This is a genomic window from Enterobacter cloacae complex sp. IR5402, assembly GCF_049238125.1.
Lineage (GTDB): Bacteria > Pseudomonadota > Gammaproteobacteria > Enterobacterales > Enterobacteriaceae > Enterobacter > Enterobacter hormaechei_C.
This window is the reverse complement of the sequence record NZ_JBMKHO010000004.1, coordinates 21124-45011: the sequence shown is the minus strand read 5'-3', so window position 1 is coordinate 45011 and position 23888 is coordinate 21124. Positions and strand designations below refer to the sequence as shown.

The following is a 23888-nucleotide window of genomic DNA, read 5'->3' as shown; positions in this document are numbered from 1 at the left end:
TCACCCTCTATCCTTAACCCATGGAAAAGCATACCGAACTCAAACGCGCCAAGCTTCTCGCGCTGTCGCTGCTGCTGATTGCCGTCGCAGCGTTTATCACCACCCTGTTCATGCCGCAAACCTTCTGGGTGCGCGGCGTAAAGGCCATTGCCGAGGCGGCGATGGTTGGCGCGCTGGCGGACTGGTTTGCCGTTGTCGCGCTGTTCCGCCGGGTGCCCATTCCCTTTATCTCGCGCCATACGGCGATTATCCCGCGCAATAAAGACCGCATCGGCGACAATCTCGGCCAGTTCGTGCAGGAAAAGTTTCTCGATACGCAATCCCTTGTCGATCTTATCCGTCGCTACGAGCCCGCACAGATGATTGGGACCTGGTTCAGCCAGCCCGATAACGCCCGGCGCGTGGGGCAGCATCTGGTGCAGGTGATGGGCGGTTTTCTGGAACTTACCGACGATGGGCGCATCCAGCGCCTGCTCAAACGCGCGGTGCATAAGGCTATCGACAAGGTCGATTTAACCGAGACCAGCGCCGTCATGCTGGAAAGCATGACCAAAAACAACCGTCACCAGGTGCTGCTGGACGCCATCATAAACCGCCTGATTACCCTGATTCAGCGGGAAAGCACGCGGGAATTTATTGCTGACCAGATCGTTCACTGGCTTAAGACCGAGCATCCGCGCAAGGCCATGGTGCTGCCCACCGAGTGGCTGGGCGATCAAAGCGCGGAGATGGTGTCGAACGCGGTGAACACGCTGCTGGACGATATCAGCCACGACCGTACGCACCAGATCCGTCAGGCGTTTGACCGCGCCACGATCAAGTTCATCGACAATCTGAAAAACGATCCGGAGATGACGGCGAAAGCCGAGAATATCAAACACTACCTCAAGAATGATGAGGCCTTTAACCGCTATCTGGGGGAAATGTGGGCTGACCTGCGCCAGTGGCTGAAAAATGACATGCAGAGCGATGATTCCCGCGTGAAGCAGCGTATCGCCAACGCCGGGCTGTGGTTTGGCGAAACGCTGACCAACGACGCCAGCCTGCGGGCGTCGCTGAATGAGCATCTGGAGCAGGCCGCGCACCGCGTGGCGCCGGATTTCGCCGCGTTCCTGACGCGCCATATCAGCGACACGGTGAAAAGCTGGGATGCCAAAGACATGTCACGCCAGATAGAACTCAATATCGGTAAAGATCTTCAGTTCATTCGCGTTAACGGTACCCTGGTGGGCGGTACGATTGGCCTGATCCTGTTTCTGCTCTCGCAGCTACCCGCCGTGCTGGGGCATTAATCCGCTTTTGGCGGCGCGATAACGTAGCGCGTCGCCTCGAAGCGATTCAGGATCAGGTGCACCAGAAAGACCATCGTCAGCGTGACCACCAGCGCGAAGGTAACGGAGGTGATGCGGTATAGATCGCTGAACACCAGGTCGCTGTCCGGGTGCATGTTCTGCCCGAACATAATGCCGATGGTGGTGATACTGGCGAAGCCTACCCCGGCGCCGACCTTCTCCATTACGTGCAGACGCGCGCCAAACGCCAGACCAAGGCCAATCAGCGGCATCATCAGCAGCATATGGCTGCTGTGATCGTAGAGGATAAGCTGGACGACAAGGATATAGAGGCACCCCAGCACCACGCCAACCACGCGCCAGATGGAGCTGATAACCGAGCCGCGATAGTGCATCGGGAACAGGATCAAAATCCCCGCCATCAGCGCCGAAAGCGAATCGCTTAAGTCGCTAATCTGGAACACGACGAAAATCAGCGTCGCCACGGTGCCGGATAGCAGCGACTCGTGGCGCACGCGGGCATCGTCTTTCTCAATCAGCGGCGGCGGCTTACGCGGCTCCACGTCCGGCAGCAGGTAGTTCATCAGCGCGCTCAGGCACACCGCCATCACGCTCGCTTCGATGTTAGAGAATAAAAGCGTGTGCCAGTTGGTGGTGGGGTAGCTCATAAAGTTGAGCATCACGCTCTGGCAAACCACGCCCATCGAGCCGAACAGGAACAGCGGCCCCTTACTCATAAAGCGAAAACGCATCACGTACAGGGCAAACACCACCAGCGTCATGATGACCGGCCACTGCGACAGATAGCCGATAATCAACACCATTTCGACGCAGTTCAGCGAGGCGCTGAAGATAAACTGCTTCGCCACGTGGCGATTAAACACCGGTACCAGCGAGAGAAGCATGATCGGGTAGACCACAAAAAACACGCCGTAGCTGGTGTTGTAGAAACTCGAAATACTGAGCGCAATCATCCCGGCAAAGACGATACGCAGGGTCTGGCGAAAGTCGTTTGCCGTATAGACGATGTTGCCGTGCGGGGTAAATACCCGTGCCAGGGTGCTAATAGACATAGTGAAGCAGGCTCACCAGATGGATTTGCATCCCGGAGAAGAATCGCGCAAACGGCCCTTCGCTGTTGTAGAGCTGCACGGTGGCGCGCGCGCCGGTCGGCAGCGGCTTCGGTAAGGCTTCGTCCAGCGCTACGTGAATGCGCATACGCTGGGCATCACGCACCCAGCGGTTGGAGGTTTCCGGTTCAGAAAGTTGACCGTTTACGGCCTCCTGTCCGGCGAGGATCCCCGCGTCGCTGCTGGTAACGTGGGCACGGAAAACGTGCCCCGGGAAGGCGTCAAACACCACGGCAGCGTCGGTCCCCTGATGGGTATGACGCAGGCTCTTCTCGCGGAAATCCGCCACGATATCGATCCGGGTGTTCACCAGCGCCAGCGCAGCCGAACCGGATGAGGCGTAAAAACCGGGGCTTAATTGCAGGTTACTGACCGTGCCGTCCGCCTCGGCGTAGACCTTCGTCCAGCCAAGATTCAGCTCCGCTTCATCCAGCGCGTTACGGTATTTTTGCAGCGTCACGTTACGGTGCTCATCCCGCTCGCCGCGCTGAATGCGCAGGTTATGAATATTCGCCTGGATCGAGCTGACGGACTGCTCGCTGCTCTGCCAGGTGGTACGGACCTTATCCAGATCCGCCTGCGATACGTTCTGCAAGGTGCTCAGTTTCTGGTAGCGGTCGAATGTCACTTTGTCGTTACGCGCGGTCAGCACGGCGGTTTTCAGGCTGGCCTGCGCTGCGGCAATCTGCGCATCCAGCTGATCGTTAGACAGACGCGCCTGTTCCAGCGCGATCTGCGCCGCCTCGACCTTATTGCGAAACGGCGTGGCGTCGAGCTCAAACAGCAGATCGCCTTTCTTAACCTGGCTATTGTTATGGACATGTACCGCCGCCACATACCCGGAGACGCGGGCAGACACCGGGGTCACCACGCGCATCACGGTGGAGTCCGGCGTCAGCGGGATCCAGATATCCGCGACGATAAAGTAAACAAACATCAGCAGGAAAGAGGCAATACTCACCCTTACCCAGCGGGCAAACTTTTGTTCAGGAGTCATTATTTTTCGGTCTTATTATCTTCTTCGCGGATTGTCCGCAAATTGCAGGCGATTTGATTGAGAGTAGCGCTGAAAATATCGATATGTTCCGGCGCGATGTTTTGCGATACGCGCGCCTGGAACGTCTCAATCACCTGAGAGAGCCTTTCAAGAATGGCTTTTCCCTCAGGCGTCAGCGTCAGCAGCCGGATACGCTTGTCATACGGCGAGACGGTGCGCAGCAGGTAGCCCTGCTTTTCCAGCTGTGTCAGCGTGCGCATTAGGGGAGGCAGTTCAATGCCCTGCACTTCCGCCAGCTCGCTGACCGAGACGTTATCCCCGAGTTGATGAAGCTGCATCATCACCGTCCAGCTCGACTGGGTTAACCCGGTGTCGAGAATGGCGTCGTCGATGACTGCGCGCCACTGACGCACGATCATCGCCATCCGCATGCCCATCGGCCTGCGGCTAAACAGATCTTCTTCACTCATGGGGAGCCCTCTCGTAGTACGCCATCACGATAATAGTTATCATGATAAGTATCAAGAAACGAGAAGTTAAAGCGCAGGAATTGCGAAACGATGTTCTCCCTCTCCCTGTGGGAGAGGGTCGGGGTGAGGGCATCAGCCCGCAGCGGCGTTTAGCGGCTAAAATGCTTCCTGACGGCACTTTTCCCCGAAGCCGTCACCACCACCTCCCGATAACCCGCCACCCGCTGGATCCAGCCTTTGCTTTCCATGTGGATAAGCAGCGCAGCGCCCGCCTCACCGCCAAGATGAAACCGCCGCTCGCTCCAGTCCAGGCAGGCGCAGCAGGCCTTCCGACGCGGATGAGCGCTTAACGGAATACCGAGCGCCAGGAACTGCTCCCGACCATACAGGGTCAATGCGGAACCGTCAGCCTCCAGCCAGCCTTCCGCCTGCATGAAATCATAGATCTGCACCGCCACCGCGCCTGCGAGATGGTCGTAGCAGGTCCGGGCTTCACGCATGGCTTTCGGCGCGCTGGTTTCCGGCGGGGTAATGCGGCTCCACGAAAGCCCCATCATCTGTTCCACCAGCGCCGCCACGTCGTGCCCGGCAAGACGATAATAACGATGCCGCCCTTGCGACAGGCAGGTAATTAGCTGCCCTTCAACCAGCCGGGCAAGATGCCCGCTGGCGGTCGACGGCGCAACGTCTGCCGCCGCACTCAGTTCAGTGGCCGTCCACGCACGCCCGTCCATTAGCGCACAAAGCATCTTCACGCGCGACGGATCGGCCATTGCAGCCGCCACCGCGGCAATCGCCTTTTCCAGCATCGCGCTGTTGTCAGGGGGTAAACTCGTCTTAAGCATGGGCCGCCCAGGGTTCGGTGATCTCTGCGGCCAGCTTATCATCATCCGTCAGCAGAATAAGGTGATTCGCATGGTCGCTGTACTGAGTCAGGATAGACACGCCGCGTGCCCTCCGGTTTCGGAACTGTATTCCCGCACCAGCTGCGCCACGCGAATACGGTAGAAAGAGAAAATCGACGCCCGTCCTTCGGCCTGCGCCGCCTGATGAAAGACGTTCTGCTTCCAGCGGCGGACGGCCTCTTCATCCCGCCACCAGGAAAGGGAGAGGATTTTGCCGTCGGTCGTCAGGCTCTGGAACCGTTCGATATCGATAAAGCCGTCGATGTCGGCCAGCAAAGGCTTAAGCTCTGCGGCAAGTTGGAGGTAGCGCGCCTGATGGGCAGGCGCGGCTTTGGCTTCGAAAAGGACTGCGATCATGATGGTCTCTCCGCTGTGATGTTGAGGAGAGAATGCAGGATGGAAAAGCACAATGCTTCGGTAAAGAGCGAAGCTTTAGCCCAGAACCGACCTCGGCTCCATAAACGCGCGGATCCCCCACTCGCCCATCTCGCGCCCCACGCCGGAGTGCTTAAACCCGCCAAACGGCGCTTTCGGTTCATGAGCCAGGGTGTTCACCAGCACGCGACCGGAAACAATCTGCTGTGCCACGCGTCGCGCGCGGTCCACATCGCCGCCCAGCACCATCGCGCTCAGGCCGTACTCGGTATCGTTGGCAATGGCAATCGCCTCCGCCTCGTCCTGATAAGGGATTACGCACAGCACCGGGCCGAAAATCTCGTCGCGGGCAATGGTCATCCGATTGTTCACGCCGGCAAACAGCGTCGGACGCACAAACCAGCCGTCCCGCGTGCCTTCCGGTCGCCCTTCGCCGCCCGCCAGCAGGCGCGCCCCTTCTTCGATTCCTTTGCGGATATAGCCCTGCACCCGCAGCCACTGCTTTTCGCTGACCATCGGGCCGACGTCTGTCGTGCTGTTGCGCGGGTCGCCGGATTTCACCGCCGCCACGGCCTGCGCCAGCGCGGTTTCGATCTCCGCCTTGCGCGAGTAAGGCACCAGAATGCGCGTCCCGGCCACGCACGCCTGCCCGCTGTTCATAAACCCGGCCTGGATCACCAGCGGGATCGCCTGCGCCAGATCCACATCATCCAGCAGGATCGTCGGTGATTTACCGCCCAACTCCAGCGTCACGCGCTTAAAGCTTTCCGCCGCGTTGCGCAGGATCGCCTTGCCGGTATTCGTGGAACCGGTGAACGAGATTTTCGCGACGTCCGGATGGCGGCTGAGGGTTTCGCCCACCGTCTCGCCGCGTCCGGTGACGATGTTAAACACGCCCGGCGGTAGCGCGGCGTCGCGCAGCGCTTCGGTGACAATCTGCGTTTGCAGGGCGCTCATTTCACTCGGCTTGATGACCGCCGTGCAGCCCGCCGCCAGCGCGGCCGCCAGTTTGCCGCAGATAAACCCCGCATCGCTGTTCCACGGCGTAATCAGCCCGGCCACGCCGAGCGGCGTCATCTGCACCGTTGCGGCACCTGCGGAGGTGACAAACTCAAATGCCTCCAGCGCCTCGATGGCCTGAGCAATCACCTCTGCCGGATAGCTTGCCATCCACGCCGAGCGCGAGGCGGGCGCGCCGTACTCTTCAATGACCGCTTCCAGCAGAGCGTCGTGACGAGCGGCCACGGCGGCGTGCATGCGCTTCAGCGCGGCGATGCGTTCCTGCTTTGTGGTCTGCGACCACGCCGGAAACGCCGCTTTCGCCGCCGCGATAGCGCGTTCAGCGTCAACCTCATCCGCCAGGCGAACCTGGCCGATGACCTGCGCCGTCGCCGGATTGTACAAATCAAACCGTTCGGTACCGTGCGGGGTAACAAACTCGCCGTTAATAAAGATCTGTTCGATGGTGTGCATATAAACCTCCTCAGGCTGTGTGAGCCCAGTCTGTCACGGCTTCTCCGTTGCGATAATCCACGCTATGCTGCAAGGGTTGTTTCGATTTTCAGGATAATCTATGCATCGTTCAGGTCTGACAGAGCTGGAAGTGGTGATGGCGGTGGTGCGGCGCGGCAGCTTTCGCGGCGCGGCGCAGGAACTGGGGATGTCCGCCACGGCGGTCAGCAACGCCATCGCCGGGCTGGAGAGCCGCCTTGAGACGCGGCTTTTCAACCGCACCACCCGCAGCGTGGCGCTCACCGACGCCGGACAGCGCTACGTGGCGCGTATCGGCCCGGCGCTACAGGAAATCCGCCTCGCCGGGGAGGAGATCCACAGCGACACCGGGGAACCCGCCGGAACGCTGCGCCTCAACGTGCCGAACCATATCGGCACCCTGTTTCTGGACCAGCTGCTGATCGACTTCATGATCCGCTACCCGAAAATGCGCGTGGAAACGGTGAGCGAAGCGAGGATGATCGACATCGTCGCCGAAGGCTATGACGCGGGGATCCGCCTCGAAGAGTCCGTTCCGCAGGACATGATCGCCGTGCCGCTGACCGGTGAGATCCGCCAGCTGGTGACCGCCACGCCGGACTATTTCGCCCGTCACGGCATACCCGAGACGCCGGACGATCTGTTTTCACATCAGGGGATCGGCATGCGTATGGCCCACGGCGGGATCTACCGCTGGGAGCTGGCCCATCGGGGTGAAACGTACGCGCTTGCCGTGCCGCCGCGCTTTGCGACGTCCGATCTTTTTGCCTCGATCCGCGCCGTAAAGGCGGGGTTAGGGGTGGGATTTTTACCGGAAATCTATATTCAGGACGAACTGAAAAGCGGGGAGCTGGTGAGCGTCTTAAACGACTGGGCGCAGCCGTTTGCCGGGCTGCGCCTGTACTACCCCGGCCATCGCCACGTCCCGCCGGGGTTGCGGGCGCTGGTGGCGATGATCCGCGAGCGCGGGATTATTCCAGGTTAGCCTTGTTCAGCCCGTACGCCGCATCCAGCGAGCCCGGCTCCATGCGGGAGGTAATGCCCAGGCGGTTCCAGGCGTTGATCGCCACGATGGCGAAGTTCAGCTCTGAAATCTCCACGTCCGAGAAGTGCTCCGCCACGCTGCGGTACAGCGCATCGCTCACGCCGTGAACGCCGATTTGGGTCAGCGCTTCGGTGAAGGCCAGCGCCGCTTTTTCACGGGCGCTGAACAGCGGGGACTCGCGCCAGGCCGCCAGATGGTACAGGCGCAGCTCGCGCTCGCCGGCAATTTTCGCCTCTTTTGAGTGCATATCGAGACAGAACGTACAGCCGTTCAGCTGCGACACGCGAATGTCGATCAGGTGCTTCAGCGCCGGATCAATAGAGGTTTTCGCCACTTCCATGCTCAGGGCGGAAAGCGCGTTGGTGAGTGCAGGTGTGGCTTTGTGGTGGTTTACGCGAGTGCTCATTGTCTTTCCTCTTTTTTGTGCGGCATGTGTCATGCGATGAAGCAAATCTACGCCGTTCATGACATAGTAAAAAGATACAAAAATCGTGAAATGAGGTAGGACATGAAGCCGGGCTATCACGAGATTTATTCCCGCTATCGCGACAACATCATGCGCGGCGTGCTGAAGCCGGGCGACAGGGTACCTGCCATCCGCCTGCTGGCGGAAGAGCTGAAGGTGGCGCGCAAAACCGTCGAGACGGCGTATGCCATTCTGACGGGCGAAGGGTATCTGGTGAGCCAGGGCGCGCGCGGGACGCGGGTGAATCCGGATCTTCTGCTGCCCGCGCAAAACGCCCCCACAGAACAAGCGACCGGCACGCTGCCGGCGTCGTTGATTAGCCAGCGCGAACAGGCCGGTTTTCTGCGCCCCGGCATTCCTGCGCTCGACAGCTTCCCCTATAAAAAATGGCTGCTGCTGGCGGGCCAGGCGACGCGCGCCATGCGTCAGGATGAAATGCTCAACCCGCCGGTGCTGGGCTGGTATCCGCTGCGCGAGGCGATAGCCCGCTATCTCAATATCTCGCGCGGGTTATCCTGCACCGCGGAACAGGTAATGATCACCAGCGGCTACAGCGGCAGCCTGCGCCTGATCCTCGACACGCTCGCCAGCCGCAGCGATAAGGTGGTATTTGAGGATCCAGGCTACTTTATGGGCCAGCAGTTGCTCAAGCGCATTGTGCCCCGCCTGCACACCGTGCCGGTCGATCGCGCAGGGATGGATACGGACTACCTGCTGCGTAATCACCACGATGCCCGCTTCGCCATCGTTACTCCGTCGCACCAGAGCCCGCTGGCGGTGACGCTCTCCCTGCCGCGCAAGCAGCAGTTGCTCGACTGGGCGTCACAAAACGAGGCGTGGATTATCGAAGATGATTATGACGGCGAATTTCACTACACCCGCAAAGTGCTGCCGTCGCTGAAAAGCCTCGACCAGCATGACAGGGTGATCTTTATGGGCACCTTCAGCAAAACCATCATGCCATCGCTGCGCATGGGGTACGTGGTGATGCCCGCCAGCACCGTCGGCGCGTTTACCGACAGCGCGGACATCCTCACCAGCGGCCAGCCGGTGCTGACGCAAAAGATCCTCACCGCGTTTCTCAACGAAGGGCATTTTTTCCGTCATCTGAAAAAGATGCGCGCGCTCTATCAGACCCGCCGCGACTGGATGATTGCCGCCCTGCGTGAGGTCTATAGCGATCTGTTTTTCACCGAGCAAAACGACGGCGGGATGCATATTGTCGCGTTCCTCGCAAAGGGAAGCGCTGACCGGGAGATCGCCCGCTGCTGGCAGGAACAGCAATTGCAGGTCAATGCGCTTTCGGCGTGGTATCACGGATCAGGAAAACGCTACGGGCTGGTGATGGGCTATAACAACGTGCGGTCGTATCAGGAGGCGCTGGATTTGCTGGAAAGGCCGAAACGGCAGACGCTGGAACTGTTGAGCTGAAAACCGCCGGGTGGCGGCTGCGCCTTACCCGGCCTACGGTCTCCTGTAGGCCCGGTAAGCGTGGCGCCACCGGGCAACCCTATGCTCACACATCATATCGCGATAACCCGACGTCCTTGAGCTGCTCGTCGCTCATCTGGCTCAGAATACGGCGGGTACGGTTGATGCGATACCAGTTACGCAGCGTTTTCGCTACCCAGACAAACGCGATAAACGGACGTTTTGAACAATTCTCGTAGAATTCCATGATGCTCTCCTCGCTGTGCCAGTGGGGTTATCATCATGGAAAACGGCCAGTACAATACAGATTCAAAAACTGCTTTTGTTTACCATACAGATCCGCTAAAACGGTATCTGCATGGTGGTTTATTCATCCATCTGTACTGGTTTAATGCTCTGTATGGTGAAAACAAAGGATACAGCATGACGCGCTATCAACATCTGGCCAACCTCCTGGCGGAACGCATTGAACAAGGGCTGTATCGCAGCGGCGAACGTCTGCCGTCGGTACGCACGCTGAGCCAGGAGCACGGCGTGAGCATCAGCACCATACAGCAGGCCTACCAGATCCTCGAAAACCTCCAGCTGATCACGCCTCAGCCGCGCTCCGGCTATTTCGTCTCGAAACGCAAAGCCCAGCCGCCCGTCCCGGCGATGACCCGTCCGGTACAGCGCCCGGTGGACGTTACCCAGTGGGATGAGGTGATGATGCTGCTGGACGCCCGCGCCGACAAAGAGATAATCTCCTTTGGCGGCGGCTCGCCGGATATTAACCAGCCGAGCCTGAAGCCCCTGTGGCGCGAGATGAGCCGCATCGCGCAGCATAACCCCGGCGAGATGCTGAGCTATGACGTGCTCGACGGGCGCCTGGAGCTGCGCGAGCAAATCGCCCGCCTGATGCTGGACGGCGGCTCCACCGTCGCGGCAAACGAAATTGTCATTACCAACGGCTGCCACGGCGCGCTGTCGATCGCCCTGCTCTCGGTGTGCAAACCGGGGGATATCGTGGCGGTGGAATCGCCGTCGTTTCACGGCACCATGCAGATGCTGCGCGGCTTTGACATCAAGGCCATTGAAATTCCCACCGATCCTGAAACCGGGATCAGCATCGAAGCGTTGGAGCTGGCGCTGGAGCAGTGGCCGATCAAGGCGGTGATCCTGGTGCCAAACTGCAATAACCCGCTCGGGTTTATCATGCCGGAGGCGCGGAAGAAGCAGGTCTTAGCCCTGGCACAGCGGCACGATATCGTGATTGTTGAGGATGATATCTACGGCGAGCTGGCGGCGGAGTATCCGCGTCCGCGCACCATTCATTCTATGGATATTGATGGTCGCGTGCTGTTATGCAGTTCGTTTACCAAGACCGTGGCGCCGGGCCTGCGCGTCGGCTGGATTGTGCCGGGGCGCTATTACGATCGGGTGATGCACATGAAGTACGCCGCGGGCGGGTTTAACGTGCCGGGCACGCAGATGGCGGTGGCGGCGTTTATCCGCGACGGCCATTACCATCGCCACGTGCGGCGTATGCGCCAGATTTATCAGCAGAATATGGAGACCTACACCTGCTGGGTGCGGCAGTATTTTCCGGCAGAGATATGCGTCACCCGCCCGCAGGGCAGCTTCCTGCTGTGGGTTGAGCTGCCGGAGACGGTCGATATGGTGTGCGTCAGCAAGCAGCTGTGCCGGCTGAAGATCCAGGCCGCGGCCGGGTCGCTGTTTTCCGCCTCCGGGAAGTACCGCAACTGCCTGCGGATCAACGTAGCGCTGCCGCCGACAGACAAAAATCGCGAGGCATTGAAAAAGATGGGTGAAGCGATTGTGATTGCGATGGAGGAGTAGTGCGGCATTTTGCCCTCACCCCGCCCCTCTCCCACAGGGAGAGGGAGAAAACCGCTCCCGCCACCCGGCAAGATCAACAACTCAGAACTTCCACGAAACGCTGCCCACAATGCTGCGTTCTGCACCGAAGTAGCAGTAAGACAGAGAGTTACAGGCCGCGACGTAGCTTCTGTCCGTCAGGTTATTGACGTTCAACTGCGCGCTCACGCCCGTGAGCCCCACTTTCGACAGGTCATACCCCACGGTCATATCCACCAGCGTGTACGACGGAAGCGTATGGGTGTTCTGGCGATCGCTGGCGATCCCGTTGACATAGCGCACGCCGGAGCCGACGATCAGGCCGTCCAGCAGGCCGGTTTTGACGTCGTAGCTCAGCCAGGCGCTGGCCATGTTACGCGGGGCATAAACGGCGCGCTTGCCCTCCTCTTCCGGGCTGCTCTTCTTGTAGCGAATATCCGTGTAGGTGTACGCCGCCTGCATACGCAGGCTGTCGGTCAGCTGACCAATCGCCTCCAGCTCAACGCCTTCGGATTCGATTTCACCAATGGAACGGTACGGATCGGTCGGCTCCTCTTTAGTGGCAATGTTCTTCTGGTTGATGCGGAACACCGAGGCGCTGAACTGGCTGTTCATCCCTTCTGGCTCATACTTCACGCCCGCTTCCCACTGCTTGCCCTTCATCGGATCCAGGATATTGCCCTGCTCGTCGGCAAAGCTGGTCGGCGTAAAGGCGGTGGAGTAGCTGACGTACGGCGCAACGCCGTTATCAAACAGATACAGCAGCGCCGCGCGGCTGCTGAAGTTGTTTTTATCCAGATCGCTGCGGGTGTGGTTAAAGTTGTCGACGTTCGACACGCTCACCTGGTCGTAACGCCCGCCGAGCGTCAGGCGCCAGCGGTCAATGGACATCTGATCCTGTAGGTAGTAGCCGGTCTGGCGCAGCTTGTGTTTTTCCCTGCTGTACTGGGTGATGTAGTCCGGCTTCGCGCCGTAAACAGGATGGAAAGCGTCAATCGGCGGGAAGCCGCCGTAGTAGCCGGTGACGTTGTTGGTGCGGTCCTGATAGTCCATGCCGATCAGCACGCGGTGGTTCACCTCCCCGGTGTCGAAGCTGCCGTCGACCTGGTTATCCAGGGTGATGGCGTTCATCTTCTCGTCAGAGCCGGAATAGCCGCGATTCAGCTCGGTGTCATTCAGCCAGCCTGCGGCATACACCTGGTTCAGCTCGACTTTGGTGTGCAGGTAGCGCAGCTTCTGGCGCACAGACCAGCCGCTGTCAAACAGGTGCTCGATGTTATAGCCGACCATGTTTTCCCGACGATCGTACTTGTCGTAATCGTCCTCGCCCTCGAAGAAGGTGTTGGAGATTTTCTTACCGCTGTGCGGTACAACGGTGCCCTCATATGGCAGGCCGGAGTGGCTGCCGCCTTCCGGATCGCGGTGCAGGTAGGCCATCAGATCCAGACGGGTGTTGTCGGTGATACGCCAGGTCAGGCTCGGCATCAGGGCGTAACGCTCTTCTTTGAGCGGATCGAACTGGGAATCAGCATAGCGGGTCATCCCGCTGAGGCGCACCGCCACGCGGTCGTTATCATCAACCGGGCCGGTCACGTCGAACATCGCCCCACGCTGGTTATTGTTACCGGCGAAGAGCTTAATCTCCCCGCCAGGATCGAACGATGGCTTACGGGAGGTGAGCGCCACAATCCCGCCCGGCGATGAGCGGCCATAGAGCACGGAGGCCGGACCGCGCACGACTTCGATACTGTCCAGGAACCACGGGTCAACCACCAGCGAGCTGTGGGAATTGGTGTCGCCCATCATCTTCAGGCCGTCGAGGTAGACGTTGTCCAGACTGCCGTCCGAGAAGCCGCGCAGCACCATGTAGTCAAAGCGGTTTGACGCCCCGATCTGGTTGCTGTAGACCCCCGGCGTGTAGCTCACGGCCTGACGCACGCTGGTTGCGCCCTGCTCTTCGAACTGCTCGCGCGTGACGATAGAGACCGACTGCGGGGTTTCAATATCCGGTGTTTCAAGCTTGGTGGCCGCAGACTGCATCTGCGAGGTCACCACCACGGTGTCAGTTTTTTGGGCATCCTGCGCCAGTAAAGGAAAAGCGACGCTACCGGTAACCCATCCCACCAGCAGTGCCAGACGCGATTTAGCAAACATAACCCTCTCCAGAGATATTTCTTATTGTTAATAAGAATTATTACCTTTTTGAGAGTGCAAACGGCTATGCGTACAGCCAGGTTACGTATGCGCGATGCTAAACCGCACGGGATGCATTCGCGCGACAGGAGAAATTACGTTAGCGGAGTTTGCGCACGTCACCCGGTGAAATCCCGTAATGACGACGAAACGCGGTGGCGAAGTTGGTGGCATGCTGATACCCGCACATCCACGCCGCCTGCTGCACGCTGTGGCCTTCCAGCAGATAGCGGCGCGCCAGCGCAAGGCGACAGTTGCGGAGATAGTCGAAGAGGGTGCAGCCATAGCGCTGACGGAACTTGCTACGCAGGCTGCTTGGGCTCATTGCAGCCAGGGCTGCCAGCTGCGCGAGAGTATGATCCCGTTCAGGAGACTGTTCCAGCAGGCTCCGCACGCGTTCAAGACGCGCATGCTCAGGGCGGCTTGGGCAAGGCTGCTGGCGCTGGTTGAGGCCATGGCCGAGCAGCTGATACATCAGCCCCTCAAGCAAAAGCTTGCGTGAAAGCACGCTTACCCCCTGCCGCTGCGCATGCAGAATACCTGACATCACAAACTCGGGAACCTGCCAGACAAACGCGGGTGCATTCAGGCTTTGCCATTCCAGAAGCAATGACTCAAGCAAGGCTTCACGTCCGGCATCGTGCGGGTACACGCCAAACGAGAGCGTTTTCAGCGTGCTATCGGCATCGTGACGCGCGCTCATTACCTGATCTTCACTCAGACGTGAGCTGAACGCCATGCCCGGGCGGACGGGATAATTGATACCATTGAGCGTGAGCGTCACGCATCCTTCCAGCACCACCAGCATATAGAGCGGGCTGCTGTGGCGAGAGGTGGTTTCATAGGGCTGTAATACACGTACGTCGGAATGGGTCAGCGAAATGCCGGACGAGAGCATCATCTCTTCAACATTCCCCTGCAACACGGGGCTACCGCTGACCTGCGCCTCTTTTAACTGGGGGAAACGGTAGTCGATGCCATAGCGCTCGCCGAATACCTGAAAATCTTCAACAAAAAATATGCGTTTCGCTGATCTATTTTCACTCTGGAGCATCATTCGGGGCCTGCATCGGGAAAGGACAGGCAAAACAGTACCATCCATTTGCAATGGCAGCAATCACCGGGCGCAGACACTATTACGCTCCGGACGAAGCCGGAGCGAAGGCATATATTTCCTTGCGAGAGATATATTTATGCTTCCTGCCACTCAGCAAAAACCTCTTTATGGTTTTTGGTCAGGACAACTTTATTATCTTCGACTTTATCAACCCAGCCGAGAGGAATAAAATGGTGCTTGCCGCCCGATTCCGGATCGCTCTTCGCAAGCTTGATACGCTCACCATCAAGATGGTCCACAACCCCGACGTGCGTTCCGCAGCTGGCGACAACCTGAGTGTGATCCTTAATTGCGCTTTTATCTACCATAATTATTCTCCTGTTTCGGTTATTTGCCTGTTGCACGAAATTAACTGTAGCGCATAAATTAAGGCTTAAACGCCCTATTAGCATTTTGAAACATCATTGACAGAACCGAATATTCATTCTACTTAACGCCGAAATGAAAAAATAAGAATGAGATGAATTATTACCGACTGATTATTTCCCGTTCATAATTAACTTATCGCAACCAACGAGGAGGTATTTATGACGATTCGCAACAATCGGACAGAAATTTCGCTGGCTCTTGGTGAAGCGGTTTTAGACATCGTGCAAAAAGGCCATGAGTTATCGCGAGAGAATCTCGCCCAGGCGATGAAAATCAAAGCGGAGAAAGAGCGCGACGATGAGCGGCTTCTTAACTACTGGAAGGCGTGTAATATGCTGGTTTGAACGTAGCGGCGTTTAGGCTGACTAAACGCCGCCTGCTGTTACTCGTCGAAGTACCAGTACCCCTGGTTAATCAGCCCGGTGAGTTCGTCCACAAACGCCGGATTATTCAGCGCCTCGCCCAGCTCGGCCTGGCCGAGCTCGGTGTAGCGGCACAGCGCGTCTGCCCCGTTCACATCCGCCGTTTCCAGCTGTTCACTGTTGATAAAGAAGCTGCCGTTAACGTTCAGCACGCGCAGGCCGCTCAGGCGCGACAGCGTTTCGCCGCCCTGAAGCGCGTCCAGCACCTCTTCTGCGGAATACGGCGGCTCGGCGGCGGCAATATCCAGCTCGTGACGTGGCGTGGAGACGAAGCTGCCAAACCATTTCGTGAAATCATCCGGCTTGCTAATCATGTCGATCATCATCTCGCGAATGCGATCAAGCTCGTACTGCTCCACGCGGCCCGGGTGTTCGCGGCAGGTCAGATCCGGATCGCTGTAGTGTTCGCCGCCCAGATCGTTCTCCAGCGCATAGTCGGCAAAGCTGCTGATCAGATCGCGACCGTTCGGCCCGCGAAAACCGACAGAGTAGTTGAGCGCGGTTTCATGGGTGAAGCCGTCATGCGGGAATCCAGGCGGAATGTAGAGGATATCGCCCGGCGCCAGATCTTCGTCGATGATCGGCTCAAAAGGATCGACATGTAGCAGAGCCGGATGCGGGCAGAACTGACGCATCGGCAGCTTTTCACCCACGCGCCAGCGGCGGCTGCCCATCCCCTGGATGATAAACACATCGTACTGATCGATATGCGGCCCAACGCCGCCGCCCGGGACAGAAAAGGAGATCATCAGGTCATCGAGACGCCAGTCCGGCAGGACGCGGAACGGACGCACCAGCTCTGCGGCGGGCATATGCCAGTGGTTCACCGCCTGCGCCAGCAGGGACCAGCCGGTTTCACCGAGGTTATCGAAATGCTCAAACGGGCCATTGCTCGCCTGCCACTTGCCGTTAGCATGGCTTACCAGGCGGCTATCGACTTCCGGCTCCATCGCCAGACCCGCCAGTTCATCAGGGGTAATGGGGTCGACAAAATTCGGGAAGGCATTTTTCAGTACAACGGGTTGTTTTTGCCAGTATTTTTCAAGAAATTCCGGCCAGTTCAGGTTCAGTTGATACGCCATGGTTAGCACCAGTGAGAGGGTAAACAGGCGCGATTATAGGTAAGAAAGCAGAGGGGGAACTTGTCATGGGTCAATCGAGCGCGTGTAGGTCGGGTAAGGCGAAGCCGTCACCCGACGCACACGCGGGCTAAAACTTAATCCAGGTTCAGCTCGTCATAATGGGTGATCAGTTTGCCCACGATGCCGTAGTCCAGCGCTTCCGCCGGTGACATCCAGAAGTTACGGTCGGTGTCTTTCTTCACTTTCTCCAGCGGCTGGCCGGTGGCGTCGGCAATCAGCTTGTTCACGCGTTCCAGCATGCGGATGATCTCCCGCGCTTCGATCTCAATATCCGTTGCCTGACCGCGCACGCCGCCCAGCGGCTGGTGGATCATAAAGCGGGTATTTGGCAGCGAGTAGCGGTGCTCTTTTTTCGCCGCCAGGAAGATGGTGATCCCGGCGCTTGCCACCCAGCCGGTGCCAATAACGTGTACTTCCGGACGGATAAACTTAATGAAGTCGTGGATGGTATCGCCCGCTTCTACATGGCCGCCCTGGCTGTTGATGTACAGCTTGATCGGATCGTTACTGACGCTTTGCAGCAGGATCATCTGAGTGATGACTTTCTGGGCCAGCTCCTGGTTGATTTCACCGGAGATGACAATCGAACGGGATTCCAGCAGTTTTTGCTGTAGAGCGCCCGCGCCGTTTGTTCCTTCCGCTTTTTCTTTATCGTCACTGCTTTTCAGTGTGTAGTGCATCGTTATGTCCTCAGCTTGTCGCGCTCAAAATCAGAGTGTAGCCTGTTTTACCCGTCGGCGTCCTCACACAAAACATCGCGTGTCGTGCGCTGGCTCCGCCCCCGGAAAGGTCACTAAAAACAGCGCTCCACTCCTAACTAATTCGCCACATTTTTATTACACTTTCATATCATCTTCATATTGGTAAATGATAATAATAATTAATGTGTTAGTATGAATGAGGATAGCAAACAGTCGCTTACGTTCAAAAAGGCGCTATTTTATTGTCGATGATTTACTGATCACACACCGGGGCGGTGAATGGAACACATTGTTTATGTGGTTGATGACGATGACACAGTCAGACAGTCCGTTGTCAGGCTGCTGGAATCCGCGGATATGCACGCCCTTGGCTTTTCCTCAGCAGAAGCCTTTCTCAGCCATCCCTTTGAGGATCTGCCCTCCTGCGTGATCCTCGATATGCAGATGCCCACGATAACCGGATTTGATGTCGCAGATGCGCTGAAAGCCAGCGGGCGGGAAATACCGATCATCTTTCTCACCGGTCACGGCACCATCCCTATGTCCGTCCGGGCGATCAAAGGCGGAGCCTACGAATTTCTCACTAAGCCCGTTGAATCCAGCGCGCTCATCGGCTCCATCGAATCCGCGCTCAGACTGGCACAGCACAACGCCGCCCGCGTCAAAGAGCACTACGCCCTGAAGCAGCGCCACATGTCCCTCACGCCGCGCGAGCATGAGGTGCTTGAGCTGGCCATCAGCGGCAAGCTCAACAAGCAGATCGCCGCCGAGCTGGGCGTCAGTGAGATCACGGTGAAAGTGCACCGCCGCCGGGTAATGGAGAAAATGCAGGTCCGCTCCGTGGCCGAACTGGTCAGGGCCGTCGAGCGCCTGACCAAACATCAACCAGTGGAATAACCGTTACTCCTCCTGTCCGGCAAGCGGCAACGCGAAGGTAAATACCGTGCCGTACGGCTCTCTGCGGCGCGCGCTCAGTTTCCCCCGGTGCCGTTCAATGATGCTGGCGCTGATGGTCAGCCCCATCCCCATTCCCTGCGCTTTGGTCGAATAGAACGAGTCAAAGATCCGCTCGGTGAGCTCCGGCTCAATGCCGCTGCCGGTATCGGCGATCTCAAAGATCACCTTCCCCTCGCCGCAGTTCGCGGTGGAGATCGTGATGCTGCACGGGCGATCCGTCACTTCCGCCATCGCTTCCATCGCATTCATCACCAGGTTAAGCAGCACCTGCTGGATCTGCACGCTGTCGCCGATGATAAAGCTGTCGTCAGCGTTCAGAAGATAATCAACGCTTATGTGTCGCAGCTCAAGTTCGCTGCGTGAAAGCATAATGATGTGGTGGATCAGGAAGTGCAGATCAATACGCGTAAACGTGGGGTCCTGCTTGCGCGTCAGAGACTGAATGCTGCGAATGATCTCCCCTGCCCGCTCGCCCTCGGCGGCGATCTCCTCCAGCCCCTCGCGCACTTTGTCCAGCCGCGCCGGATCGCGGTTGAGCCAGCGCAGGCTCGCGCCGGCGTTCGAGACAATCGACATCAGCGGCTGGTTGATCTCGTGCGCGATCGAGGAGGTCAGTTGCCCGACGGTGGTGGCCCGTGAGACTCGCGCCAGATCCGCCTGCGCCACCCGCATCGCATCTTCCGCCGCCCGCTGGCTGGTGATGTCGGTAATGATGCCGTAATACTCATTCACTTCGCTGCCGACGCCGACCGGATCGCCAATCCCGAGGATGTAGCGAACGGAGCCGTCGGTGCGGATAATGCGAAACTCCGCGCGCATCGACAGCCCGTCGCGCACGCTCTGGTTAACGAGGGTGCTGATCCGGCCATAATCGTCCTCATGCACGAAGGTTAAAAACTCCGCCATTGAGATCATCTTTTGCTGCTCCGGCAGGCCAAGGATACGGGCGTACTCTTCAGACATAAACATCAGATCCTGCACCAGCTCCCAGCGCCAGCTGCCGGTATGGCTGATCTGCTCGCCCAGCATCAGTGAGGTCTGGCTGGCGCGCAGCTCTTTCTCCACCCGTCGGCGCTGGATGTTTTCCGCCAGCAGCTCGGCGTAAAGCCGCGCCGTCTCCAGCGAAACCGCCGCCTGCGCGCCCAGCAGGCTGACCACGCGCGAATGTTCGGCGGTAAACACTTCCGGCATCAGGCGGTTTTCCAGATACAGCACCCCCACCAGCCGCGCCTGTTTGAACATCGGGACACACATCACGGCGGCGCCGGACGTCACCAGATACGGATCCTGGCTGAACGGGTGGAACTCCTCCGGTTTGCCGGTGCGGATCTCCTGCCCGGTGCGGATCACTGCGGCCAGCACCGACAGCGGCATGTCCGTCGCCATCGGTGACGCCTTCAGGATGCGCACCCGCACCCCGTCGGTACTGGTCCAGGCACTGGCCTCGATCTCCGGGATGTGATTATCGCTAACGCGCAGCAGCAGGCCACGCTGCGCCCCGGCCCGTTCAAGCAGCAGCGTCATCAGGTTTTCAATTAAACGCTCGAGGTTAATTTCTTCGGACAAGGCGCGTGAGGCTTTGATGACGCTCTGTAAATCGCGGATCACCTCGTTCTGGGCGAAGGCCGCCGTGTCATACGCGCGGCTCTGCCCGGAGGCCAGCAGATGCGGGAAATCCTGCTCCAGCTGGCGCACCTTGGCCTGCGCCCCGGCGCGCCCCCAGGCGGCAATCGCGCCGCGGAAATGGGCGTCGGAGGCGGTCGGGTAGCCGCAGGCCAGCGAGAAACGCCCTGCCAGCTCGTGCGCCAGGGCATTGATCGGGTTAAAGCCGCCCTCCCGCGAGAGCCGCACCGCTTTTTCATACTGCTCCAGCGCGATGCTGTTCATGCCGTCCAGACGGACGATTTCGGCGTAAATCAGCGCTTCTTTATCGGCAAACGTGCCCGAATTGATCCGCGCCCAGAGGGCAATTTTGTCGTAATGATGATGAATACTGCGGCGATAATCCGCCGAGAAGGTCTCCGGCGTGAGCTGACGGGAGAGCGCCAGCGCGCTGTAAAAATGGTAATCCAGCAGATGAATATGACCCGGCGCGGACCACGCATACCAGCCCGCCCTCTCTAAATCCGCCTGCGCGTCGGCGTATTCGCCGCAGGAAAAGTGCGCCATCCCGCGATAGAGCCAGTACCAGAACAGCATGGTCGAGGTCTGCTCGGGCGCCTGCTCCGGCGGCGCGGGCAGCAGATCGTCAGGCAGCGCCTGGGCGGCGCTCCATGGGCCCGTCACCGGCGTGCGTAAAAACTCCACGTAGCGGCGCTGAATGTGCAGAACGGTTTCAATGTCCTGGTAATCCGTTTTGCGCACAAAGGCCAGACCGCGATCGATGCTGGTCAGCACGCCATCCAGATGATCGCCCCGGGAGAGGAAGTTAATGATCTGATGACAGGCCGCGAAACAGGCCATCGTCATGTCGCCGTGGGTCACCGCCGAGGTAAAGCAGGCCTTTGCGCACTCGATAGTGTACGACAGCGGCTGGGTCCAGACGCTGAGCTGGTCGAGCGGCAGCAGAGTTTTGGCTTCATAGGCATCATAGCCGTGGCGGTTCACCAGCTCACGAGCCAGCGTGCCGTACTCAAATCCGAGACGGTATTCGGCGTAGCGGTGACCAATCAGCACGCCAAACCAGGCCATCGCCGTGGTGGAGGCGCCGGTGATGCCGTGATCGAGCGTGAGGTGCATCATCCGGCACAGGAGTAAAAAGTGCAGGCGCGGGCAGGTAAAGCTGGCGAAAATACTGGCGCTGTAAAGCAGGTTCATCACCGCTTCGGTCTCTGCGTTCTCCATCAGCTTAAGCTGAGAAAACGGGTTCAGCGGCGCGTCGGCGGTGCGTTGACAGAACTGCTGCCAGGCCTCGTCACATTCGGCATTTTCCGGGTAGCGGCTGATCTGGATCCCGAACACGCCCAGCCAACATAACGACGCCTCCAGCGCCAGGCGGATCTCCGACTGGCGCATATACACTTCCGCCAGCAGGTTGGCGGCCAGCGCTTTCTCCGTCAGCCCGCCCGGTGAACCGAGGATCGCATCGCACAGCGCACGCGTACGCTCCAGGTGCCCGAGCGCAAACTCACAGCCCGCCTCTTCGATATCCAGCATAAAGTCCGAGACCGGGCCCGCATTCCCCAGCGCTCTGGCGGTCTGGATATAGCTTAAGGCGGAAAGGTAATCGCCGGTACGCTTCGCACGCCGCGCGGCCTGAAGGCTCAGCTCCCGGAATCGCTGCCGCTGGGGTGCAGGCTGGATGCAGTCCAGCGCGGCGCTGACGTGGTGAACCGCGCGGAACAGCAGTTCGTTGCCCGCCGTCTGCCGTGCGGCATCCGCCAGCAGGCTGGCGGTGGTCAGGTGCAGATGGCTTTTCTCGCCCTCATCCAGCAGGGCAAAGGCGGCTTCCTGCACCCGATCGTGAGTAAAAGTGTACTCTTTCTCCGTCAGCACAATCAGCTGAGCAGTAACCGCCGGGTGAAGCGCGTAGCGGATTTCCGCCGCCGACCGCCCCACCACGCGGCACAGCATCTCCAGCTCGCCCGTGCAGCCGAGGCAGGCGATGCTGCCCAGCAGGCGGCGCGTCTCGTCGGGCATCTCCTTGAGCTGTTCAAGTACCAGCGTCACCACGTTTTCGGTGTAGTGCCGGGCGCGGATGGCCTGGAGATCGTAATGCCATTTCGCCTGATATTTGTTGTGCACCACCAGTCCGTCATCGACGATGCGGCGGAAAAATTCCTGCACAAACAGCGGGTTGCCACCGGTTTTTTCATGGATCAGCGTGGCAAGATCGGCGGTGCCGCTACTGCGGGCATGAAAAATTCCCCCGAGCCAGCGCGCCACGGCCTTCACCGACAGCGGCTGCGGCACAATCGTCGTGGCGTATTGCGCCGCCTCCGGCAGGCTCGCCAGCGCGATCTGCAAGGTGGGATCAGAAAGCGAACTGAGATCGCGGTGCGCCACCACCACCAGCAGCGGGATGGCGCCGCAGGCGCGCAGCAGGTGATCGAGCGTTCGCAGGCTGGCGGCGTCGATCCACTGCACATCATCCAGCAGCAGCACCAGCGGCGCGCCCTGGGTGGCGAAAGTTTTCACCAGCGCCAGCACCATATGGCCGAAGCGCGCCCGCGCGTCGATGGAAAAGGTATCCGCGGAGAAACGCGGTTTGTTCTCAAGGAGTAAATTCAGCTCCGGCACCAGGCTGACGGCCAGCTCCTCGAAGCCTTCCAGCGCGCGCGACAGACGGATTTTCCACGTCGCCACCTCCCCGGCTGGCAGCCCGAGCAGGTGCAGCGTGAGCGTCCGAAACGCCGAACTCAGCACGCCGTAGGGCAGCGTGGGAGAATATTGATCGACCTTGCCCACCGCCAGCAGCACCTTGCGCTGTTGCAGCGATTTCAGCGTGGTGGCGATCACGGAAGATTTGCCGATCCCCGAAGGTCCCCCAATCGTCACCAGTTCCGGCGCACCGCTCTGGCTGACCCGCTCAAACGCGGCGATGACGTCGCTGGCCTGCGGATGCGCAGAGAAAAGCGAATCGGCCAGATGGATCGCCGGAGAGCGATCCTGCTGGCCGGGAATAAAGTCGACAATTTCGCCTTCAACGGTCAGCGTCGCCTGGCAGCGCCTGAGGTCGGCAATCAGCCCGTCGACGGTCTGATAGCGATTCTCCGGATTCTTCTCCAGCAGCTTAAGGATAATGGTCGACAACATGCCGGGTACGTCCGGGCGCACCCGACCCGGCGCAAGCGGTTCAGAGGCAATGTGATAATGCGCCCAGTTGGTCTGGTCATCAGCGCTCAGTTCAAACGGCAATCGCCCGGTCAGAAGTTCATAAAGCACGATCCCAGACTGTAGAGATCGCTCCGGCTGTCAACGGCGCGCCGGGTACGCGTGGTGTGTTCCGGTGACATGTAGGCGGGCGTGCCGCCAGACGCGGCAAGCCGGGACTGGGAGAAGGCGTCGGAGGTGTCGCAGGAAAGACCGAAGCTGCACAGACGGCAGGTGGCGTCGTGATGAACGAAGATCGACCCGGGTTTGATATCGCCGTGGATCAGGTTGTGCTGATGCATCTGGCGCAGGGGACCGCAGATGCGGATCGCCATCTCGATAAAGCGGGCGATCCCGGAAATCGCCTTACCTGCCCGGCACGCCAGCAGTTCAAAGCAGAACGGCGCGTAGACCAGCGCAAAACGTCCGCGGTACTGGGTTGAAGCGACGGGCCGGATAGCCCAGCCGTCATGAAGGCGATCGCGCAGGGCAAACTCGTTTTTCAGCAGCCGCGTTGCCCGCTCCTCTTCTTCATCGCTGACCGCGGTGGCAATAATAAACGAACCGCCGGACTGGGGATGCCGCCCGTTCATCCAGGAGATGCCGCCCTCCTGCGCCAGCACGGTAAAAATGACATCCTCTTTCAGAACAAAAGCCCGCCCTTCATGGAGACTTCCCCGGGCGGGCCAAAATGCAGGCGACGTATGTTCGTTCAT

At 59.3% G+C, this 23888-nt stretch carries 19 protein-coding genes and 2 pseudogenes; 6 read left to right on the top strand and 15 right to left on the bottom strand.

Annotated elements, in window-relative coordinates; genetic code table 11:
* Positions 1 to 20 precede the first annotated feature (20 nt).
* On the top strand, positions 21 to 1292 hold the full coding sequence (locus ACOTXL_RS09040; RefSeq protein WP_032608445.1) for a DUF445 domain-containing protein: 1272 nt from the start codon (positions 21 to 23) through the stop codon (positions 1290 to 1292).
* Here the strand turns inward: ACOTXL_RS09040 and ACOTXL_RS09035 are convergent.
* The 7 genes and pseudogenes from ACOTXL_RS09035 to ACOTXL_RS09005 form a co-directional block, all read right to left on the bottom strand.
* Positions 1289 to 2365, bottom strand: coding sequence for a DUF2955 domain-containing protein (locus tag ACOTXL_RS09035; RefSeq protein ID WP_003863094.1), 1077 nt, complete (start codon positions 2363 to 2365; stop codon positions 1289 to 1291). The genes ACOTXL_RS09040 and ACOTXL_RS09035 overlap by 4 nt on opposite strands.
* Positions 2355 to 3422, bottom strand: a complete 1068-nt coding sequence (locus ACOTXL_RS09030) for an HlyD family secretion protein (RefSeq protein WP_086527941.1) — start codon at positions 3420 to 3422, stop codon at positions 2355 to 2357. The genes ACOTXL_RS09035 and ACOTXL_RS09030 overlap by 11 nt, the downstream gene beginning before the upstream one ends.
* Positions 3419 to 3889 (bottom strand): MarR family winged helix-turn-helix transcriptional regulator, encoded by a 471-nt coding sequence (locus ACOTXL_RS09025; protein WP_003863089.1) that lies wholly within the window; start codon positions 3887 to 3889, stop codon positions 3419 to 3421. The genes ACOTXL_RS09030 and ACOTXL_RS09025 overlap by 4 nt, the downstream gene beginning before the upstream one ends.
* Before the next feature lie 149 nt (positions 3890 to 4038).
* Entirely contained in the window at positions 4039 to 4734 is a 696-nt protein-coding gene (locus ACOTXL_RS09020; protein WP_045340719.1) for an ArsR/SmtB family transcription factor, read from the bottom strand.
* Positions 4727 to 4843: pseudogene (locus ACOTXL_RS09015) on the bottom strand (amino acid-binding protein); the annotation flags it as partial. The pseudogene ACOTXL_RS09015 and the gene ACOTXL_RS09020, both read right to left, overlap by 8 nt.
* Positions 4822 to 5151 carry an antibiotic biosynthesis monooxygenase family protein gene (locus ACOTXL_RS09010; protein WP_008501327.1) on the bottom strand — a complete coding sequence of 110 codons (330 nt, stop codon included), beginning with the start codon at positions 5149 to 5151 and terminating at the stop codon, positions 4822 to 4824. The gene ACOTXL_RS09010 and the pseudogene ACOTXL_RS09015, both read right to left, overlap by 22 nt.
* Before the next feature lie 75 nt (positions 5152 to 5226).
* Positions 5227 to 6642, bottom strand: a complete 1416-nt coding sequence (locus tag ACOTXL_RS09005) for an aldehyde dehydrogenase family protein (RefSeq protein ID WP_045350438.1) — start codon at positions 6640 to 6642, stop codon at positions 5227 to 5229.
* Between the two features lie 100 nt (positions 6643 to 6742).
* Here ACOTXL_RS09005 and ACOTXL_RS09000 point away from each other — a divergent pair, with 100 nt between their 5' ends.
* Positions 6743 to 7645, top strand: coding sequence for a LysR family transcriptional regulator (locus tag ACOTXL_RS09000; protein WP_045350439.1), 903 nt, complete (start codon positions 6743 to 6745; stop codon positions 7643 to 7645).
* On the opposite strand, the gene ACOTXL_RS08995 is transcribed toward ACOTXL_RS09000, so the two are convergent.
* Complete coding sequence (locus ACOTXL_RS08995; RefSeq protein ID WP_003863077.1) at positions 7632 to 8111, bottom strand: carboxymuconolactone decarboxylase family protein; 480 nt, start codon at positions 8109 to 8111, stop codon at positions 7632 to 7634. The genes ACOTXL_RS09000 and ACOTXL_RS08995 overlap by 14 nt on opposite strands.
* A 102-nt stretch (positions 8112 to 8213) precedes the next feature.
* Between ACOTXL_RS08995 and ACOTXL_RS08990 the strand changes: the two genes are divergently transcribed.
* The gene (locus ACOTXL_RS08990; protein ID WP_045350440.1) at positions 8214 to 9602 is read left to right on the top strand and encodes a PLP-dependent aminotransferase family protein; all 1389 of its coding nucleotides are present in this window, start codon (positions 8214 to 8216) and stop codon (positions 9600 to 9602) included.
* 85 nt (positions 9603 to 9687) lie between these two features.
* On the opposite strand, the gene ACOTXL_RS08985 is transcribed toward ACOTXL_RS08990, so the two are convergent.
* Positions 9688 to 9849, bottom strand: coding sequence for a DUF1127 domain-containing protein (locus tag ACOTXL_RS08985; RefSeq protein ID WP_045350441.1), 162 nt, complete (start codon positions 9847 to 9849; stop codon positions 9688 to 9690).
* Between the two features lie 176 nt (positions 9850 to 10025).
* Between ACOTXL_RS08985 and ACOTXL_RS08980 the strand changes: the two genes are divergently transcribed.
* Positions 10026 to 11441 (top strand): PLP-dependent aminotransferase family protein, encoded by a 1416-nt coding sequence (locus tag ACOTXL_RS08980; RefSeq protein ID WP_045350449.1) that lies wholly within the window; start codon positions 10026 to 10028, stop codon positions 11439 to 11441.
* A gap of 81 nt (positions 11442 to 11522) precedes the next feature.
* Here the strand turns inward: ACOTXL_RS08980 and foxA are convergent, their stop codons facing one another.
* From foxA to ACOTXL_RS08965, 3 genes are all read right to left on the bottom strand, one after another.
* Positions 11523 to 13631, bottom strand: coding sequence for a ferrioxamine B receptor FoxA (gene foxA, locus ACOTXL_RS08975; protein ID WP_111725169.1), 2109 nt, complete (start codon positions 13629 to 13631; stop codon positions 11523 to 11525).
* Between the two features lie 121 nt (positions 13632 to 13752).
* Positions 13753 to 14709 (bottom strand): helix-turn-helix domain-containing protein, encoded by a 957-nt coding sequence (locus tag ACOTXL_RS08970; RefSeq protein ID WP_032608439.1) that lies wholly within the window; start codon positions 14707 to 14709, stop codon positions 13753 to 13755.
* Between the two features lie 134 nt (positions 14710 to 14843).
* Positions 14844 to 15077 carry a DUF2171 domain-containing protein gene (locus ACOTXL_RS08965; RefSeq protein WP_003863067.1) on the bottom strand — a complete coding sequence of 78 codons (234 nt, stop codon included), beginning with the start codon at positions 15075 to 15077 and terminating at the stop codon, positions 14844 to 14846.
* Positions 15078 to 15296: 219 nt separating this feature from the next.
* Here ACOTXL_RS08965 and ACOTXL_RS08960 point away from each other — a divergent pair, with 219 nt between their 5' ends.
* Positions 15297 to 15482 (top strand): hypothetical protein, encoded by a 186-nt coding sequence (locus tag ACOTXL_RS08960; protein ID WP_003863066.1) that lies wholly within the window; start codon positions 15297 to 15299, stop codon positions 15480 to 15482.
* A 38-nt stretch (positions 15483 to 15520) separates the two neighbouring features.
* Here ACOTXL_RS08960 and ACOTXL_RS08955 read toward each other — a convergent pair whose 3' ends face one another.
* Positions 15521 to 16642, bottom strand: a complete 1122-nt coding sequence (locus ACOTXL_RS08955; protein ID WP_003863064.1) for a cupin domain-containing protein — start codon at positions 16640 to 16642, stop codon at positions 15521 to 15523.
* A gap of 134 nt (positions 16643 to 16776) precedes the next feature.
* Complete coding sequence (locus ACOTXL_RS08950) at positions 16777 to 17382, bottom strand: ATP-dependent Clp protease proteolytic subunit (RefSeq protein ID WP_003863062.1); 606 nt, start codon at positions 17380 to 17382, stop codon at positions 16777 to 16779.
* Positions 17383 to 17682: 300 nt separating this feature from the next.
* Between ACOTXL_RS08950 and ACOTXL_RS08945 the strand changes: the two genes are divergently transcribed.
* Positions 17683 to 18300 carry a response regulator transcription factor gene (locus tag ACOTXL_RS08945; protein WP_003863061.1) on the top strand — a complete coding sequence of 206 codons (618 nt, stop codon included), beginning with the start codon at positions 17683 to 17685 and terminating at the stop codon, positions 18298 to 18300.
* Positions 18301 to 18303: 3 nt separating this feature from the next.
* Here the strand turns inward: ACOTXL_RS08945 and ACOTXL_RS08940 are convergent.
* Positions 18304 to 23888, bottom strand: a pseudogene (locus tag ACOTXL_RS08940) (trifunctional serine/threonine-protein kinase/ATP-binding protein/sensor histidine kinase).

Bases quoted from the DNA above. Each gene is read 5' to 3' on its own strand.
- ACOTXL_RS09000 (WP_045350439.1), top strand. From the start codon at position 6,743: ATGCATCGTTCAGGTCTGACAGAGCTGGAAGTGGTGATGGCGGTGGTG.
- ACOTXL_RS08955 (WP_003863064.1), bottom strand. From the start codon at position 16,642: ATGGCGTATCAACTGAACCTGAACTGGCCGGAATTTCTTGAAAAATAC.
- ACOTXL_RS09005 (WP_045350438.1), bottom strand. From the start codon at position 6,642: ATGCACACCATCGAACAGATCTTTATTAACGGCGAGTTTGTTACCCCG.
- ACOTXL_RS09025 (WP_003863089.1), bottom strand. From the start codon at position 3,889: ATGAGTGAAGAAGATCTGTTTAGCCGCAGGCCGATGGGCATGCGGATG.
- ACOTXL_RS08985 (WP_045350441.1), bottom strand. From the start codon at position 9,849: ATGGAATTCTACGAGAATTGTTCAAAACGTCCGTTTATCGCGTTTGTC.
- ACOTXL_RS08990 (WP_045350440.1), top strand. From the start codon at position 8,214: ATGAAGCCGGGCTATCACGAGATTTATTCCCGCTATCGCGACAACATC.
- ACOTXL_RS09040 (WP_032608445.1), top strand. From the start codon at position 21: ATGGAAAAGCATACCGAACTCAAACGCGCCAAGCTTCTCGCGCTGTCG.
- ACOTXL_RS08945 (WP_003863061.1), top strand. From the start codon at position 17,683: ATGGAACACATTGTTTATGTGGTTGATGACGATGACACAGTCAGACAG.
- ACOTXL_RS08965 (WP_003863067.1), bottom strand. From the start codon at position 15,077: ATGGTAGATAAAAGCGCAATTAAGGATCACACTCAGGTTGTCGCCAGC.
- ACOTXL_RS09010 (WP_008501327.1), bottom strand. From the start codon at position 5,151: ATGATCGCAGTCCTTTTCGAAGCCAAAGCCGCGCCTGCCCATCAGGCG.
- ACOTXL_RS08970 (WP_032608439.1), bottom strand. From the start codon at position 14,709: ATGATGCTCCAGAGTGAAAATAGATCAGCGAAACGCATATTTTTTGTT.
- ACOTXL_RS08980 (WP_045350449.1), top strand. From the start codon at position 10,026: ATGACGCGCTATCAACATCTGGCCAACCTCCTGGCGGAACGCATTGAA.
- ACOTXL_RS09035 (WP_003863094.1), bottom strand. From the start codon at position 2,365: ATGTCTATTAGCACCCTGGCACGGGTATTTACCCCGCACGGCAACATC.
- ACOTXL_RS08950 (WP_003863062.1), bottom strand. From the start codon at position 17,382: ATGCACTACACACTGAAAAGCAGTGACGATAAAGAAAAAGCGGAAGGA.
- ACOTXL_RS08960 (WP_003863066.1), top strand. From the start codon at position 15,297: ATGACGATTCGCAACAATCGGACAGAAATTTCGCTGGCTCTTGGTGAA.
- ACOTXL_RS09020 (WP_045340719.1), bottom strand. From the start codon at position 4,734: ATGCTTAAGACGAGTTTACCCCCTGACAACAGCGCGATGCTGGAAAAG.
- ACOTXL_RS08995 (WP_003863077.1), bottom strand. From the start codon at position 8,111: ATGAGCACTCGCGTAAACCACCACAAAGCCACACCTGCACTCACCAAC.